This is a genomic window from Ensifer sp. 1H6 (assembly GCF_001976035.1).
In the GTDB taxonomy this organism is placed as follows: domain Bacteria; phylum Pseudomonadota; class Alphaproteobacteria; order Rhizobiales; family Rhizobiaceae; genus Ensifer; species Ensifer canadensis.
Window position 1 is genome coordinate 142,686 of record NZ_MOAI01000010.1, and the last position, 15,562, is coordinate 158,247.

The window sequence follows — 15,562 nt, forward strand, 5'->3', positions numbered from 1 at the left end:
CGCGCGGCAGATGGGTGCGTTCTTGATCATGTGCGTAGATTGTCCGTTTCCGCGCTTTTGTCAACGGGGATTTTTGCACTGAGTTGGAGACGGGTCGCGACTCCGTTCGAAGTCGGCCCAAGTCTGCAGCCTCGCGCCGGCGCTCAATGGTCGCTGTCGCACATGGAATGGTCTGCAAGCGCACGGATGACGTAGCAATCGCCGATCGTGTGGTCGCCGTTGCAGGCGACGATGCGCTCGAGCTCGCGTTCCAGTTTCTGCAACTGGGCGATTTTCTCCCGCACGGTGATCAGGTGTTCCCTGGCGATACGGTCTGCTTCGCCGCAGGGGCGCTCCGGATGCTGGCTCAAGGCCAGCAGATCGCGGATCGATTCGATCGAAAGCCCCAGATCGCGTGCATGGCGGACGAAGGCGAGACGTTCGAGTTCGCGTTTCTCGTAGCGCCGCTGGTTGCCTTCGGAGCGTTCCGGGGCCGCAATCAACCCCATCTGCTCGTAGTAGCGGATTGTCGGAATTTTTACGCCCGTGCGGCGGGAGAGATCGCCGATCGAATACATGTCCATGCTCCAAACCTATAGCTTCTGGAGCATTAGATAATCGCTTTCCGGCGACGGTCAATGTGGGGCTGGGAGGAAAGGCCCGATCGGGCCTTTCCCTTGGCGATGCCGGTTAGCGTGCGAGAAGGGCAAGCAGCGTCTCGTCGAAGAGATCGCTTTCCTCAAGCTGCGGTGTGTGGCCGCTTTTTTCGAACATGCGGACCGTCAGATCCGGAAAGTCCCGGCGATAGGCGTCCCAGGTCTCGGCCGGCGCAACGAGATAATCGCATTGCCCGAGTGCCAAGAGCACCGGCATCGCAAGCCGGTCGAGCCCGTCCCGAATATCGATGTCGCGAAACACTTCGCCCCAGAGATGGTCGAAGACGGGATTGTTGACGGTGACATCACGCCATAGCGGTGCCGCGTCGAAGGCGGGTAGATGCCAGCTCTTGGCGCCAAGACGGATGAGCAGCGACTTGAACCGCTCCTCCGGTCGGGCGGCGATATCGGTGCCAAGTTCGGCCATCTCGCGCTCGAAGATCGCCTTGCGCTCCGGCGCGACCAGCTCCTCCCACCGGCGATCGGCAAGCGCCGTATGCGCGGCGGAATGGCTCGGTCCGGTGCCGACCATGATCACGTGGCTGATATTCTGGGGATGGCGTTTGGCGTATTCGAGCGCCATGTAGCCGTGGCCGGAGTGCCCGAGGACGGCGAAGCGATCGAGACCGAGATGCCGGCGCATCCACTCGATATCGTCGAGGACCACGTCGAAGCCGATATCATCGCGCGTGTAGGACGCATGCGCCGGCGCGAAGCCGCGGTGATCGATGAAATGGAGCTTTGTCCGCTGGCGCAGTTGCTTCGAGAAGGTACTGGGATAGTAGGCGGCGCTGCCAATGACGAGCAGCGGCATGCCGCTGCCCTCGATGCGATAGCCGAGCTCGAACGGACCGGCGCGCAGGCTACCGGTTTCAGGCAGGGATGAACTGGTCGTTGTCATGGATATGATCCTGCAAACGGCCGGAGAACGATGGCTCAATGGTTGGCGCTCTCATCGGCCTTAAAAAAATGCCCACGCCAAACGGTGCCGCGAGGCGGCCTTGGCGTCGGTGGTTCTTTCTTGCCGGTGAGCGTCGCTAACGGATCAGGCGCACGGATCAGTATCCCTGTTTTGTTGCGACTTCATACCAGTCCGCTCTGTTGAGCCGCAACCGTCGAATCGAGACATTCGGGCCGTCATCCTCTCATTCGAAAAAAGGTGGCACAAGGACGCCACAATCACCGCCTAGCGATCTGCACGGCACTCGATTCGGCCCAGCGTCGATCCGAATGCATGTTTTGCAACAGTTAGTTAGAGCGTCGGCATATATGCGTGGCGCACGACGGAGGAACACGTGCCGCTGCTCATCAATCGCCGCCAATTGCTCGTCGGCTCCGCGCTGATCTATCCGGCAATCGCCCTCGGCCCGGCCGCAAAAGCCGCCACCGGCGGCGATGTCGATACACGCCTTGCCGAACTCGAAAAGTGCACGGGCGGACGGCTTGGCGTTTCCGTTCTCGATATGGAAACCAACGTGTCGTTCGGCCGCCGCGAGAGCGAGCGTTTCGCCATGTGCTCGAGCTTCAAGACGCTGGCGGCGGGATTCGCGCTCGCCCGTGCGGATCAGGGCGCCGAAAAGCTTGATCGCCGTATCGTCGTTGCGCAGAAGGATATCGTCGCCCATTCGCCGGTAACCGAGAAGCATGTCGGCGGCGAGGGCATGACGATCGCCGAACTCTGTGCCGCGACGTTGACGACAAGCGACAACGCGGCGGCAAACCTTTTGCTGGAAAATTTCGGCGGTCCGCCGGCGCTGACCGCCTGGTTGCGCACGATCGGCGATGAGACCACGCGCCTCGACCGGAACGAGCCCGCACTCAACGAGGCGAAAGTGGGTGACCCACGCGACACGACCACGCCTGCCGCAATGCTGGAGACGCTCGGCAATCTTGCTTTCGGCCCCGTGCTGGCGGAAGCGTCGCGCAAGCTGTTGATCGAGTGGATGGTCGCCAATACCACTGGCGACCTGCGCATCCGCGCCGGCCTGCCGAAGGCCTGGAAGGTCGGCGACAAGACGGGAACCAACGGCAACGGCGCCGCGTCTGACATCGCCATCGTTTGGCCCGAGGGTAGGGGACCGCTCCTGATCGCGGTCTACATCGCTGAGGCGACGGCGCCGCTGGCTGAGCTGAACACCGTCTTTGCCGATGTCGGCCGGATGGCGGCGGAGATGGTCTAACCGCCGATCGTCAGGTGAGCACTGGTCATGGCGTCTTCAGCTGTCTTCAATCTGATAACCTGGCCGCTGCGACGTCCAGCATTGTTATAGTCAAGGCGATCTACAGCATTCCGGGCATGAAGCCCCAGAAATGTCGTCGCGTTGAAGCTTGCAGGCGATTCATGCGGCGCTTCCGTCGGCGATATCGGATGCGGTATCGTCGCGCTGCTGGTCGATGCCCATCGCGCGTTCGACCGCCTTGCGGATTTCCTCCTCGATCGCTTCGCGCTGCTCCGGATCCATCGCCTTCAGCTCGTCTTCGGTGATGCCATGCGCTTCCAGGATCTGTGCACGGATCTGTTCCGCCAGGCTCATCTTGGCGCGTTTCAGGAATTCGTCGCTGACTGAATCGCCGGAGGCGGTCTGTTCGCCGCTTCCGATCGAAGGCTTGGCCTCTTCTTCCCGGGATGCGCTGATCCAGAAGGCGTTCGATAGCGAGGCCGACGTGGATGCCGGCGCAATGGTCGGCGAGAGCCGCGGGCGCGTGTCACCGCCGCCAGTTTCTTCGAGCGGCATGACCGTTCCCGATTGGGCACGGCGCTGCGAGAAATAATAGTTGGAGATGCTGCTATCGATCTTCATGGGAAGCCCCCGGAATCTGCTGTCCGGGGGAGGCTGCTTCTGGTGGCTTGCGCGGGGCTTGCCGATGCAACCCATTAGCGAGAATTAGGGATGCCTTTTCGCGTTTTAGGGTAGGGTATAGGCGATGACGTAGTCTCCGGGCTTTGTGCCGACCGAGCCGTGGCCGCCGGCGACGATCACCACATATTGCTTGTCGCCGACCGTGTAGCTCATCGGCGTCGACTGGCCGCCGGCCGGAAGGCGCGCCTCCCAGAGCTGTTCGCCGGTCGTCACGTCATAGGCGCGCAGATAATCGTCGACTGCCGCCCCAAGGAAGGCGACGCCGCCCTTGGTGATCATCGGTCCGCCGATGCCGGGAACGCCGACTTTGAAGGGCAGCGGCAAAGGCGTCATGTCCTCGACGGTGCCGTTCTTGTGTTTGTAGGCGATCTTGCCGGTCCTGAGGTCGGCACCGGCAACATAGCCCCATGGCGGCGCCTGGCAGGGGATTTTTAGCGGGCCGAGGAACGGGCCCATGAAGACGCCATAGGGCGCGCCGTCGTTGCGGTTGAGGCCTTGCTCGGATCCCTTTTCGTCCTGGCCCTTCGGCGGGATCTGATCGCGCGGAACGAGACGAGAGGTGAAGGCGAGGTAGGTCGGCATGCCGAACATCACCTGTCGCTCCGGGTCGACCGCGACCGAGCCCCAGTTGAACGTGCCGAAGTTGCCGGGATAGACGAGCGTTCCCTCAAGCGACGGCGGCGTATAGCGACCCTCGTATTTCAACGAGCGGAACGATATGCGGCAGGCGAGCTGATCGAACATCGTCACGCCCCACATGTTCCGCTCTTGCAGCGGGGCGGGCATGAAGGTCAGGCCGGAGACCGGCTGGGTCGGTGCGGTAAAATCTTCCGGGATTGCGCCCTTGGGTGCCGCGACTTCCGCAATCGGGATGATCGGCTCGCCGCTCCGTCGATCGAGCACATAGATGTCGCCCTGCTTCGTCGGACCGACGAGTGCCGGCACGACCGTGCCATCCTCCTTGGTGACGTCGAGCAGTGCCGGTTGTGCGGGCACGTCCATGTCCCAGAGGTCGTGGTGCACCGTCTGTTGCACCCAACGCACAGCACCGGAGTTGATATCGAGCGCGACGATGGAGGAGGAATATTTCTCCACGTGCTCGCTGCGCCCCATGCCGAGCTGGTCCGGCACCTGGTTGCCCATGGGAATATAGACGAGGCCAAGGCCCTCGTCGTAGCTGAATACCGACCAGCTGTTGGGCGAGTTGGTGCTGTAGGTCTGGCCCTCGGCAAGCGGCGTCGCTACATCGGGATTGCCGCTGTCCCAGTTCCAAATGAGCGCGCCGGTGTTGATGTCGAAGGCGCGGATGACGCCGGATTGCTCCTGGGTGGAATAGTTGTCGTTGACGGCGCCGCCAATGATCAGCTTTCCGGCAACCGCAACCGGCGGCGAGGTCGAGTAGTAATAACCGGCCGGATTGTATTTCATGCCCTTTTCGAGGTGCAGCACACCGTTGTCGGCAAAGCCGGTGCAGACGGCGCCGGTTGCCGCATCGAGCGCGATCAGGCGGGCATCGGATGTCGGCAGATAGACCCGCTCGGCGCAGACGCTGCCGGCGGTTGCCGCCGGGTCGGCCCAATAGGTGACGCCGCGGCAGGTCTGGTGCTGCCGGTCAGGGTTCATGCCGGAGTTGCTGTCATATTTCCACTTCTCTTCGCCGGTCGCCGCGTCAAGCGCGATCGCCCAGTTGTGCGGCGTGCAGGCAAAGAGCGTGTCCTTCACCTTGATCGGCGTCACCTGATAGGTGGTCTCGCCCACGTCTTCGGGGCGTTTGATGTCGCCCGTCTGATATTGCCAGGCGACCTTGAGATTGGCGACATTTTCGGGCGTGATCTGATCGAGCGGCGCATAACGCTGACCGAATGGCGTGCGCCCGTATTGATGCCATTCTCCTGATGGTACGTTGCCGCCGAGAGGCGGATTGGCGGCGACCACGTCGCTCGGCAGATCGCCGCGGATGTCGTGCGGATCCTGGGTCATCGAGTAGCCGGCAATGCCGATCGACACGAGCACGGCAAGCGCCAGCGGCCAGGCACTGGCGGCATACCGTTCTCCTGTCGGGCTCTCAAATCCGAGCGGACGCCGGACCGCCGGTAGCATCAGCCACAGGCCGAGCAGCACGATGATGCCGCCACGAGGGCCCAGTTGCCACCAGTCGAAACCGACTTCCCAGACGGCCCAGGTGAGCGAGCCAAGGATGACGAGCGTATAAAGCCAGATGGCGGCGGCCTTGCGCATGAAGAGAAGGATGGCCGTCAGCAGGAAGCCGATGCCGGCGATGAGATAATAGGGACTGCCGCCAAGCATCAGGAGCTTGGCTCCGCCGCCGCCGAGCGCAAGGCCAATGAGGGCGAAGACGATGGCCGCCAGAATGAGCATGGTGGGAACTCCCGAATTGAAGAACGGCGCCGTGGCACGGCTTTTTCATTGAGGCGGCGCGAATGAGCGGCCGCGCGGGAAAAAATCGGTTTCGGGGTCGGCGGTCGCGAAGGAGGCCGCGGCCGTCAGATCGGGCTTGGGCAAGTCACGCGACTGCCCGCCCCCTAGCACCTAACGCGCCGGTCCTGCCTTTCAATAGCCATAATTTCGCAGCGCAAAAAATTAGGGTGCCCGCAATGAAGTTGCGCGCCGAGGGATCGAGTGACGCTTTGCTGCTTTGATGTGAGGGGGCAGCCGTCGTCACGCGGCAGACGATCACTGTCGCGCGCTCACCGCGCGGTCTCGGCTGACTAAGCGAGCCGAAGGCGCAGCGGTTTGGTGTTTTCCCGACGCAGCACGCCCTTGGCCTCGAGATCGAGCTGGACGGCCTTCAGCCACCAACCGGCCTTCGCGCCGCCTGGAAAAAGATCGTCCGGCAGCAATGGCAGCAGCTTCTGCTTGGCTTCCGCGATCGTGAGGGCGGACTGCTCACGCGATAGGGCGGTGAGAAGCGCATCCTTCATTGCATCGTACTTCACCTTGTCGACACGTGTGACGTGTCCTGGGGAAACGATGTTCTGGATCTCGACCTTTTCACGTTCCATGGCCATCAAGCTCTCCCTTGACATAGTCGATCTTCGGGGACCGGAAAGCCATTGCCGCCCAGGCGCCGATCAGCTTCAGCATGGATTTTCCGGAATGACCGGCGTAGCTCGGCAGGTCGTTCTTGACGCTGACATCTGCCCGGCGGTCCCGCGTCATTACCCGCATCTGCAGGGGTGGGCGGGCGTCCTTGTCGAGACGATGCCGGTAGAGCGTCAGCCAATGGCCGCTGGTAAACTCGAGAAACATCGGCGCATTGCAGCAGGTGGCGACGACACGGCGGGTCTTCGACGTCGGCGTCAGCCGGTGCTCGCGAAGCTGATCGGCCCCACGCACGCAGTCTATCCGATCCTTGCGGAAGAGCACGAAGTCCGTGGACCCATCGCTGTTGAGTACTGGTGCGGCGCCGGGTATTGCCTCGAGCAGTGCGCCTGCCTTCCGGCAGCTCGCGCAATAGCAGGCGGTCGCCACGATCGGCCTGCCGACGGCGTGCATCTGCACCCGCCCGCAGTTGCATTGCGCATTCAAGGTCCGGTTTTCGCTCTTGCTCACCCGCCGTCTCCGCCTTCATAAGAAATCAAACTGTACCGTCCAGTTTGATTTGTCAATGCGGTCGTGCTACTGCGACCTTTGCGCGCCTAATAAGACGCGCGGCGCTGTAGTCAGGAACTTGTGCTATCGCGTGCTCATCTGAGAGGTCGTGGTTGAGAATGACGAATCCCGTCGAGACGCGAATGACGAGAAAGCGCCAGTCCATCCTGACTGCCGCCACTGAGCTGTTTCTGCAGCGCGGGTTCCTCGCGACCAACATGGACGAGGTGGCGGCGATGGCCGTCGTGTCGAAACAGACCGTTTATGCCCACTTCGGAACCAAGGAGGCGCTCTTCCTCGATATTGTCACCGGCATGACGGGCGTGGCCGGTGATGAGCTGGAGGAGCAGGTCGCCGATCCCATAGATGGGCGCCCGATCGAGGATTTTCTGCTCGATTTCGCCGAGCAGCAGCTGGCGATCGTCATGACGCCGCGGCTGATGCAACTGCGGCGCCTGGTGATTGGCGAGGCGGAACGCTTTCCGGAATTGGGCAAAAGACTGCATGCGAAGGGGCCGCGTCGTTCGATCGACAGGCTCAGAAAGGCCCTTGCTCATTACCGCGAGGCCGGCGATGTCGAGGCGCAGGACCTGCGCGCCGCTGCGTCCTTCTTCAACTGGCTGGTGATGGGCGAGCCGTCAACGATGCCATGCTGCTCGGCGATCGGGCGATTCCCGATGCCGGTGCTCTTCGCGCCCACGCAAGGGAAAGCGTGCGGATATTCCTGTCGGCCTATGGCCGAAAGCCATAGGCCACGACTACCGGGCGCGCGCACTATGCTGCCGTCGATTTACCTCACGTGCCGCAGAAGGTTTGCCGCACTTCCTCTTCCGGCTGCGGCGGATCGGCATAGGCGGTAAAACGCGGCTGGTCTTCGTAGGGCTTGGACGTCACGTCGACGAGCGCTTCGAACAGCGAGAAGTCGGCATCTTCCGTCGCTGCTGCAATCGCCTGTTCGATACGGTGGTTGCGCGGAATATAGGCCGGGTTGACCGCCCTCATTGCCACGGTGCGCTCGCCTGCTGCGCCGGGCTCTCGCTCCAGGCGCTGTCGCCAATCGGCAAGCCATGAGGCAATCCTGGCAGGGTCGGTGAACAGGGATATCAGGGCAGCGTCCGCCGCTGGATCGGCCGCACAGTCGCAAAGCCGGCGGAAGGTGAGGATGAAGTCGGCTTCACCGTGATGCATCGCCGTCAGCAGCGCCTGGACGAGATCAAGGTCGCCTTCCTCCTCGCCGACAAGCCCGATCTTGCGGCGCATGCCGTCGAGCCAATGCCGCTGGAAGATCGCGCCATATTCGCCGAGCGCATCGTTCGCGAGATCGACCGCGGTCGCCGCCACCGGATCAAAGAGCGGCACCAGCGTCTCGGCAAGCCTCGTCAGGTTCCATTGGCCGATCGCCGGCTGGCTCGCATAGGCGTAGCGTCCGAACTGATCGATCGAGGAGAACACCTTCTTCGGATCGTAGGCATCCATGAAGGCGCAGGGGCCGAAGTCGATGGTCTCACCCGAGATCGTCATGTTGTCGGTGTTCATGACGCCATGGATGAAGCCGACATGCAGCCAGCGGGCAATCAATACCGCCTGCCGCGCGACCACCGCCTTGAAGAAGGCGAGATAGGGGCGCTCGTCATCCCGTACCTCCGGGTAGTGGCGGTCGATCGCATAGTCGGCCAGGGCCTGGACCGAAGCCATGTCGCCGCGCGCCGCAAAAAACTGGAAGGTGCCGACGCGGATGTGACTTGCCGCAACACGGGTAAAGACGGCACCCGGCAGGATCTGCTCGCGATAAACAGGTTGGCCGGTTACCACGGCGGCAAGCGCTCGCGTCGTCGGGATGCCGAGCGCGAACATGGCTTCGCTGACGATGTATTCACGCAGCACCGGGCCAAGCGCTGCCCGCCCGTCGCCGCGTCGCGAGAACGGGGTCTGTCCCGGTCCCTTCAGCTGGATGTCACGCCTCTGCCCGTTCCGATCGATGACCTCGCCAAGAAGGATCGCGCGGCCATCGCCGAGCTGCGGCACGAAGGTGCCGAACTGGTGGCCGGCATAGGCCATGGCGAGCGGCGCGGCACCGGCAGGCACGCTGTTGCCGGAAAAGATCTGCCCGCCGTCGCGCCCGAGACTGTCGACGTCGAGGCCGAGTTCTTCGGCAAGCGGCCGGTTGAGCTTGATCAGCCAGGGTTCGGCAACCGGTGTCGGGTCGACACGGGCGAAGAACTGCTGCGGCAACCGCGCAAAACTGTTGTCGAAGCGAAAGACGTCGGTTTCGGCGGTCGGCGAAGGAGGCGCGTAGTTCATGGTTCTGCGGTCAGCGGTTTCTGCCGGGACTTCCGGCCACCGCCCTTTCGCGCCAAGTCTACACGAGCTGTCCCCGTTTCGCGAGGGTTGACAGACGAGGCGGCGCCCTCCCGCGAGAGGTCGTTCGCGGGAGGGCCGGGAGGGCGAGTACCGTCTTCGTTTCAGGCGCTAAGCGCCGTCGGCGATAGGCAGGCCTCGCAAATCGCCGCGATATGGCGGTGGTCGGTGCCGCAGCAGCCACCGAGAACGCGCAGTCGCGGCAAACGATCGGTCAGCATCCGATACTGCTGGCCGAGCGCCGTCGGATCGCCGGGATCGAGCGTCTCGCTTTCGTCGAGCTCGCTGTGGCTTTTCGTCGAGGCATTGGCGCGGATGCCGCCGATCCTGTGGACCCAGGCGCTACCGGCATCGAGACTCGCGTCGAAGTGGTCGGGATGGGCGCAATTGATCATGTAGTATTGCGGAAACCGGCCGGTCGCCGCATCGACGGTCTCGATCGCATCCTTGAGCGCGCGGCCGTTCGGCAGCCGCCCGTCTGTCTCCACCGTAAACGAGATGGCGCAGGGCATGCCGTGGCTCTGCGCCGAGCGGGCGATGCCGATTGCCTCGTCGATATTGGTGATCGTATAGGCGCAAATCATGTCGGCGTCGCTGACGGCGAAGGCAGCGACCTGTGCGGCATGATAATCCTCGGCCTCGTCAGGGCTCATGCGACCAGCCCTGTAGCCGTCGCCACGCGGGCCGATCGCACCGCTGAGCACGATCGGGGCCCGCGGCCGCTCGTACTCGGCGCGCAGTTCCGTCAGCAAATAGACGGCATCCTGGTTCAGTTCGGCGAGCGCCCTGGCATCATAGCCAAGCTTGGCGCCCCAGTCGGCGCTCGCACGCCAGGTCGCAGAGTCGAGCACGAAGCCAGTGCCGTGGTGTTGTGCGATGTCGAGATAGCGCGTGTAGTAGTTTAGCAGCCGCCGTCGTCCTTCGGACGTCGACAGCAGGACGAAGGAGGCAAAGTGCGGGAGCTCGACGCCTTCGTGAAAGATCAGCGTCGTTTCCATGCCGCCGTCGCTGAGAAAGGTTGCACCTTTCATGAGCGGCAGGCTGCGTCGGTATTTGGCCATGTCGGTCTCCACCCGTTTTTTGCTAGCGTTGGATCCCGGCGGAGCGCTCCCATTCCCGCAAGGATGGTTAAATTTCTGCCTTTTTATCGTCTTCTAAACTAGGCGACTTAAGGTATACTATTGCTAATATACGTAAATATCTCAGTGAAATCATAGGCTTGCTGGTTGCGATTTGCCGCGGCATTGCTCGCTGGTCGCCATGTCATTGGTGGAAACTGTACCGAAGGTAGGGAAACGGCTAATGCGAAAGGGTGAGGAAACGCGCGCCAAGATTCTCGACGCCGCCGAAGTCTCGGTGCTGGCGAAGGGATTTGGCGGGACCTCGATCGATGAGTTGATCGCCGAGACCGGTATCACCAAGAGCGGTTTCTTCTACCATTTTCGCGACAAGAACGAGCTGGCGAAGGCGCTGCTCGAACGCTACGTTGAAAACGACGAGCGGATCTATGACGAGATCTTCAGCCGGGCGCGCGAGCTTGCGGACGATCCGCTCCAGGCGTTTCTGCTTGGCCTCAAGCTGTTGTCGGAACTGCTCTCCGATCTTCCGAACGGTCACCCCGGCTGCCTGGTTGCGGTGATCTGTAGCCACGAGCGTGCCTTCGACCGCGACATACAGGAGATCAATCGGCAAGCGGCGCTGATGTGGCGCCGCCGTTTCGGAGCGATGTTCCGCGATATCATGCAGGTCTACCGGCCACGTGAGCCGCTGGATGTCGACCAGCTTGCCGACATGGTCTCAACGGTGATCGAGGGTGGCATCATCCTGTCGAAGGCGCTGAAGGAGCCTAAGAACCTGCCCGCCCAGCTGCTGGTCTTCCGCACCTTTGTCCGGCTGCTGTTCCAGCCGGCAGCCCCGTGAGCATCAGTCTTTGTCGTCTTCCATGGTCTGCGCCATTTCGGCGAGCTTGCGCACCGTATTGAGGTTGCGCGCGGTGCCCGGCTTCAACGCCGGCAGCTTCAGCTTCGATCGCCCGGATCCACCAGGATAGTGCACATAGATTTCGTGCCCGGCGACCTGCACTTCCTCACCGTCGGGCGCGACAAGCCTGTCGAGCGCGTCCGCCGGCGCCGCATTCGGCAGGAAGACCACATGCAGCAGATTGGTCTTGGCGTCGGGGAAGGGGGCGTTCTCGGCAACCGTCTGCAGCTGCCTGGCGTTCTGGATCATCACGCCGGGCGCCTTGCCGAGCTTCTCGCCAAGCGCAGCATCGAGTTTTGCCGCCGCCTCCGGCGCCGGCAAATCGGAGCGGAACAGCACGTTGCCGCTCTGGATATAGGTCTTCACGTCGTTAAAGCCGAGCCCCTCGCAGATCGCTCTGAGGTCGGCCATCGCCAGCATGCCGGCCCCGCCGACATTGATGGCACGAAGGAGGGCGACGTGAACGGGCATGGTGCGTCTCCTCTTGCATGTTTCCTTAGATCGTATCCGACCTAAGGCTAAAACATGCAACCATTCAAAGTGCGACAGCGACTTTTGTGCGTCTGAAACGACGCACGGCGCTGTAGGTTTTACATTCTGCCGGCGACCTTGATGGCGAAGGCATACTCGAAGGCGATCTCTTCAAGTCGCTGGAAGCGGCCGGAGGCGCCGCCGTGGCCGGCGTCCATGTTGGTCTTCATCAGGATCGGCTCAACGCCCGTGGTCTTTTCGCGCAGGCGGGCGACCCATTTCGCCGGTTCCCAATAGGTCACGCGCGGGTCGGTCAAGCCGCCGAGCGCAAGGATTGCAGGGTAGGGTTTTGCCCCGACATTGTCGTAGGGCGAATAGCCGGCGATGATGTCGTAGAACTCAGGGCTGTCGATCGGATTGCCCCATTCCGGCCATTCCGGCGGGGTCAGCGGCAGGGTGTCGTCGAGCATGGTGTTGAGCACGTCGACGAAGGGCACCGCGGCGATGATGCCGGTGAATTTTTCCGGAGCCATGTTGGCGATGGCGCCCATCAGCATGCCGCCGGCCGATCCGCCTTCGGCGACGATGTTCGCGTAGGACGTGAACTTCTCCTGATTCAGATAGTCAGCGGCGGCGATGAAGTCCTTGAAGGTGTTGGTCTTCTTGGCCATCTTGCCGTCCTCATACCAGGAGAAGCCCCGGTCCTTGCCGCCGCGGATATGGGCGATGGCATAGACGAAGCCACGGTCGGCGAGCGACAGGCAGTTGGTATTGAAGCCGGCAGGAATGGTGATGCCATAAGCGCCGTAGCCATAGAGCAGGCACGGTGCCGAACCGTCGAGCGGCGTATCCTTACGATAAAGCAACGTCACCGGCACCTTCGTTCCATCCCAGGACGGCGCGAAGACGCGGCGGGTGACATAGTCGTCGGGATTGTGCCCTGATGGTACTTCCTGTGTCTTGAGCAGCGTGCGCTTACGCGTCGCCATGTCATAGTCGAAGAGCTGCGACGGCGTCGTCATCGACGAATAGGAAAAGCGGATGACGTCGGTGTCGTATTCGGCAGCGCCGGAGAGCCCAAGCGAATAGGCTTCCTCGGCAAAGGCGATCGCGTGCTCTTCGCCGGTCTTGCGGTCGCGGATGACGATTTCCGGCAGACCGTCGCGGCGCTGCAGCCAGACGAGGTGGCGGGCATAGGCCATGTGGCTGAGGATCAGCGTACCCGGCCTATGGGCCACGACCTCGCGCCAGTTCTCCTTGCCCGGTGCTTCCACCGGCGCTTCCATGATCTTGAAATCCTTGGCGCCGTCGGCATTGGTGAGGATGTAGAAGACGTCGCCGCCTTCGGTCATGGCATATTCGAGACCGATGACGCGACCGGCGACCAGCTTCGGCTCGGCCGTGAGATCCTTGGTCGAAAGCAGGCGATACTCGCTGGTCTCGTGGTCGTTGATGTCGATGTAGATGAAGTCGTCGAGGAGCGATCCGCCGACCGACATGAAGAAACCTGGGTCCTTTTCTTCATAGACCAGCCGATCGTCCGCCTGGGGCGTACCGAGCACGTGGTGGAAGATCTTCGACGGACGGTGGTTGTCGTCAAGCACGGTGTAGAAGAAGCTCTTGCCATCAGGCGCCCAGGCGCCGCCGCCGCCGGTGTTCTCGATCACGTCGGCAAGATCCTCGCCGGTCGAAAGGTCGCGCACCTTCAGCGTGAAATATTCCGATCCCTTGTCGTCGTACCCCCAAAGGCCGCGGCTGTGGTCGGTCGAGTGGTCGAGGCCCGCAAGGCGGAAATAGGACTTGCCTTCGGCTTCCTTGTCGCCGTCAAGCAGCACCTGCCGGATGGTCTCGTCCTTATTGTCGGCGTCGCGCGGGATGCGGAAGTAACGCGGCTGCTCGCCGCCGGTTACGTAGAGGCTGCCATAGGCAAAGGGGCCATCTTTCACCGGTATCGAACTGTCGTCTTCCTTGATGCGGCCGCGCATCTCGGCAAACAGCGTCTTCTGCAGCGCCTTGGTGTCGTCCATCGCCGCGTTCATGTAGGCGTTTTCGGCCTCCAGATGCTTGCGGATGTCAGGGTTGAGGATCGAGGGATCCTTGAACATTGCCTGCCAGTTGTCGTCCCGCAGCCAAGCGTAGTCGTCGGTGCGGGTGATGCCGTGGCGCGTATCGGTCACCGGCTTTTTCGCGGCGACGGGAGCTTCGGGCAGGTTCTTGAAAACGGACAAGGCGTGTCTCCGGGATTTATGCGGCGGGAGACAATGAGATAGAGAGCCCGGCTGCGACGATCAAGCGGAAAGGACTTCGCCGGTCGATGGTTCCTTCTCCCCATCGGTGGGGAGAAGGCAGTGGAACGCGACCGGGCAAGCGTTCGATCGTTCGCTGGGCAGACCCAAGGCAGTGAGGAACGACTAGCTCTTTGCTTTCAGTTGCTTTCGATATTCCTCCACCGGCAGGCCACCGACGCCCCAGTCTTCGAATGCCACCTCGTCGATGACGACGAAGGTGGTGGCCGGGTTCTTGTCGAGCACCGTGACGAGCAGGTCGGTGACGCCCTTGATGAGCGCCGCCTTCTGTTCGCTGGTCGCGCCTTCGCGGGTGATCTTGATGTTTACATAGGGCATTGCTGGCTCCTTAGCCTGGTTGTCGGATGTCGTAGTGAAAGACCTTGGCGATGATCTGCCAGCGTCCGTCAACGAAGATCAGCGACAGGAAGTCGGTGAACGCCTTCTCGCCGATTGCGCATTGTACCTTGGCGAAGGCCGTCACCGGGCCGGCAAATTCGATCGAGACGATCCTGTCTGCGCGCACCTCGCCACGGCTTGCCGGCGAGGGACGTTTGTCGACGATCGGGAAATACCTGTTCATGTCGAGTTCGAGCAGTTCTCCCCCAGTCGCGGTGGCGTAGTGGGCTTTCGGGTGAAAAACCTCGCGCAGGATCGCCGTGTCGCTGTGGTAGAGCCCGTCGAAGTAGCGCCCGAGCACATCGATGACGGCCGCAAAGTGCGGATCGTTGTGGGTGCCGCTCATGCCGCGATCAGCCCTTCGGCCTTCATGGCTGCCTGCACTGCCGGGCGCTCGCGAACACGCTGCATGTAGGCCGTCAGGTGCGGCCACGGGCTAAGCGAAATTCCGGTGACGCTGGTCCAATTGACGACGGTGAAGAGATAGGCGTCGGCAACGGAGAAGGCTTCGCCGAGCAGATGGGCGCGACCATCGGAAAGCAGGGTTTCGACGTTGCCGAGCCGTTTGGAAACCTGCGCCGCGGCCGTCTCCTTGGCATCGACGCTTGCCGTCTTGCTGAACAGCGGCGAGAACGCCTTGTGCAGTTCGGAGGCGATGAAGTTCAGCTGCTCCTGCAGGCGGGTGCGTTCCAGCGTGCCGTTGGCAGGGGCAAGCCCGGCCTTCGGAAAGCGATCGGCAATGTACTGCACGACGGCCGCACCTTCGGTGACGACGTCGCCGGTTTCGAGCACCAGTGCCGGCACATAGCCCTTGGGGTTGACCGCCTTGAAATCGGCGCCGCTTTCGGTGAGGTGCGTCGCGGTATCGACCTTGACGATCTCGAACTCGACGCCCGCTTCGCGCAGGCTGATATGGGGCGAGAGCGAGCAGGCGCCGGGGGCGTAATAAAGCTTCATGGCC

General features: G+C 62.4%; 16 protein-coding genes. 3 read left to right on the forward strand and 13 right to left on the reverse strand.

Annotation, left to right across the window (positions count from 1 at the left end; translation table 11 throughout):
• Window positions 1-143: 143 nt before the first annotated feature.
• Both BKP54_RS14215 and BKP54_RS14220 read right to left on the reverse strand, forming a co-directional pair.
• Entirely contained in the window at window positions 144-557 is a 414-nt protein-coding gene (locus BKP54_RS14215; protein WP_025426286.1) for a helix-turn-helix domain-containing protein, read from the reverse strand.
• A 112-nt stretch (window positions 558-669) separates the two neighbouring features.
• Complete coding sequence (locus tag BKP54_RS14220) at window positions 670-1,536, reverse strand: alpha/beta hydrolase (protein WP_025426287.1); 867 nt, start codon at window positions 1,534-1,536, stop codon at window positions 670-672.
• Between the two features lie 394 nt (window positions 1,537-1,930).
• Between BKP54_RS14220 and bla the strand changes: the two genes are divergently transcribed.
• Window positions 1,931-2,815, forward strand: a complete 885-nt coding sequence (gene bla / locus BKP54_RS14225) for a class A beta-lactamase (protein WP_084814541.1) — start codon at window positions 1,931-1,933, stop codon at window positions 2,813-2,815.
• A 159-nt stretch (window positions 2,816-2,974) separates the two neighbouring features.
• On the opposite strand, the gene BKP54_RS14230 is transcribed toward bla, so the two are convergent.
• From BKP54_RS14230 to BKP54_RS14245, 4 genes are all read right to left on the reverse strand, one after another.
• Window positions 2,975-3,436, reverse strand: a complete 462-nt coding sequence (locus BKP54_RS14230; RefSeq protein WP_025426289.1) for a hypothetical protein — start codon at window positions 3,434-3,436, stop codon at window positions 2,975-2,977.
• A 105-nt stretch (window positions 3,437-3,541) separates the two neighbouring features.
• Window positions 3,542-5,875 (reverse strand): glucose/quinate/shikimate family membrane-bound PQQ-dependent dehydrogenase, encoded by a 2,334-nt coding sequence (locus BKP54_RS14235; protein ID WP_025426290.1) that lies wholly within the window; start codon window positions 5,873-5,875, stop codon window positions 3,542-3,544.
• Between the two features lie 350 nt (window positions 5,876-6,225).
• Window positions 6,226-6,525 (reverse strand): hypothetical protein, encoded by a 300-nt coding sequence (locus BKP54_RS14240; protein ID WP_025426291.1) that lies wholly within the window; start codon window positions 6,523-6,525, stop codon window positions 6,226-6,228.
• Window positions 6,509-7,069 (reverse strand): hypothetical protein, encoded by a 561-nt coding sequence (locus BKP54_RS14245; RefSeq protein ID WP_025426292.1) that lies wholly within the window; start codon window positions 7,067-7,069, stop codon window positions 6,509-6,511. The genes BKP54_RS14240 and BKP54_RS14245 overlap by 17 nt, the downstream gene beginning before the upstream one ends.
• A gap of 257 nt (window positions 7,070-7,326) precedes the next feature.
• Here BKP54_RS14245 and BKP54_RS14250 point away from each other — a divergent pair, with 257 nt between their 5' ends.
• The gene (locus tag BKP54_RS14250) at window positions 7,327-7,968 is read left to right on the forward strand and encodes a TetR/AcrR family transcriptional regulator (RefSeq protein ID WP_245317835.1); all 642 of its coding nucleotides are present in this window, start codon (window positions 7,327-7,329) and stop codon (window positions 7,966-7,968) included.
• Here the strand turns inward: BKP54_RS14250 and BKP54_RS14255 are convergent.
• Both BKP54_RS14255 and BKP54_RS14260 read right to left on the reverse strand, forming a co-directional pair.
• Complete coding sequence (locus tag BKP54_RS14255; protein WP_025426294.1) at window positions 7,904-9,409, reverse strand: protein adenylyltransferase SelO; 1,506 nt, start codon at window positions 9,407-9,409, stop codon at window positions 7,904-7,906. The genes BKP54_RS14250 and BKP54_RS14255 overlap by 65 nt on opposite strands.
• Before the next feature lie 161 nt (window positions 9,410-9,570).
• Window positions 9,571-10,527: a homocysteine S-methyltransferase family protein gene (locus tag BKP54_RS14260; RefSeq protein WP_025426295.1), complete on the reverse strand. Its 957-nt coding sequence runs from the start codon at window positions 10,525-10,527 to the stop codon at window positions 9,571-9,573.
• A gap of 241 nt (window positions 10,528-10,768) precedes the next feature.
• Here BKP54_RS14260 and BKP54_RS14265 point away from each other — a divergent pair, with 241 nt between their 5' ends.
• Complete coding sequence (locus tag BKP54_RS14265; protein WP_025426296.1) at window positions 10,769-11,386, forward strand: TetR/AcrR family transcriptional regulator; 618 nt, start codon at window positions 10,769-10,771, stop codon at window positions 11,384-11,386.
• Between the two features lie 3 nt (window positions 11,387-11,389).
• On the opposite strand, the gene BKP54_RS14270 is transcribed toward BKP54_RS14265, so the two are convergent.
• From BKP54_RS14270 to gstA, 5 genes are all read right to left on the reverse strand, one after another.
• Window positions 11,390-11,917 carry a DUF1697 domain-containing protein gene (locus BKP54_RS14270; RefSeq protein WP_025426297.1) on the reverse strand — a complete coding sequence of 176 codons (528 nt, stop codon included), beginning with the start codon at window positions 11,915-11,917 and terminating at the stop codon, window positions 11,390-11,392.
• 119 nt (window positions 11,918-12,036) lie between these two features.
• Complete coding sequence (locus tag BKP54_RS14275; RefSeq protein WP_025426298.1) at window positions 12,037-14,145, reverse strand: S9 family peptidase; 2,109 nt, start codon at window positions 14,143-14,145, stop codon at window positions 12,037-12,039.
• Between the two features lie 183 nt (window positions 14,146-14,328).
• Window positions 14,329-14,541, reverse strand: a complete 213-nt coding sequence (locus BKP54_RS14280; protein WP_025426299.1) for a 4-oxalocrotonate tautomerase family protein — start codon at window positions 14,539-14,541, stop codon at window positions 14,329-14,331.
• A 10-nt stretch (window positions 14,542-14,551) separates the two neighbouring features.
• Complete coding sequence (locus tag BKP54_RS14285; protein ID WP_025426300.1) at window positions 14,552-14,947, reverse strand: nuclear transport factor 2 family protein; 396 nt, start codon at window positions 14,945-14,947, stop codon at window positions 14,552-14,554.
• Window positions 14,944-15,558: a glutathione transferase GstA gene (gstA, locus tag BKP54_RS14290; RefSeq protein ID WP_025426301.1), complete on the reverse strand. Its 615-nt coding sequence runs from the start codon at window positions 15,556-15,558 to the stop codon at window positions 14,944-14,946. Before gstA ends, BKP54_RS14285 begins: the two co-directional genes overlap by 4 nt.
• Window positions 15,559-15,562: the final 4 nt, after the last annotated feature.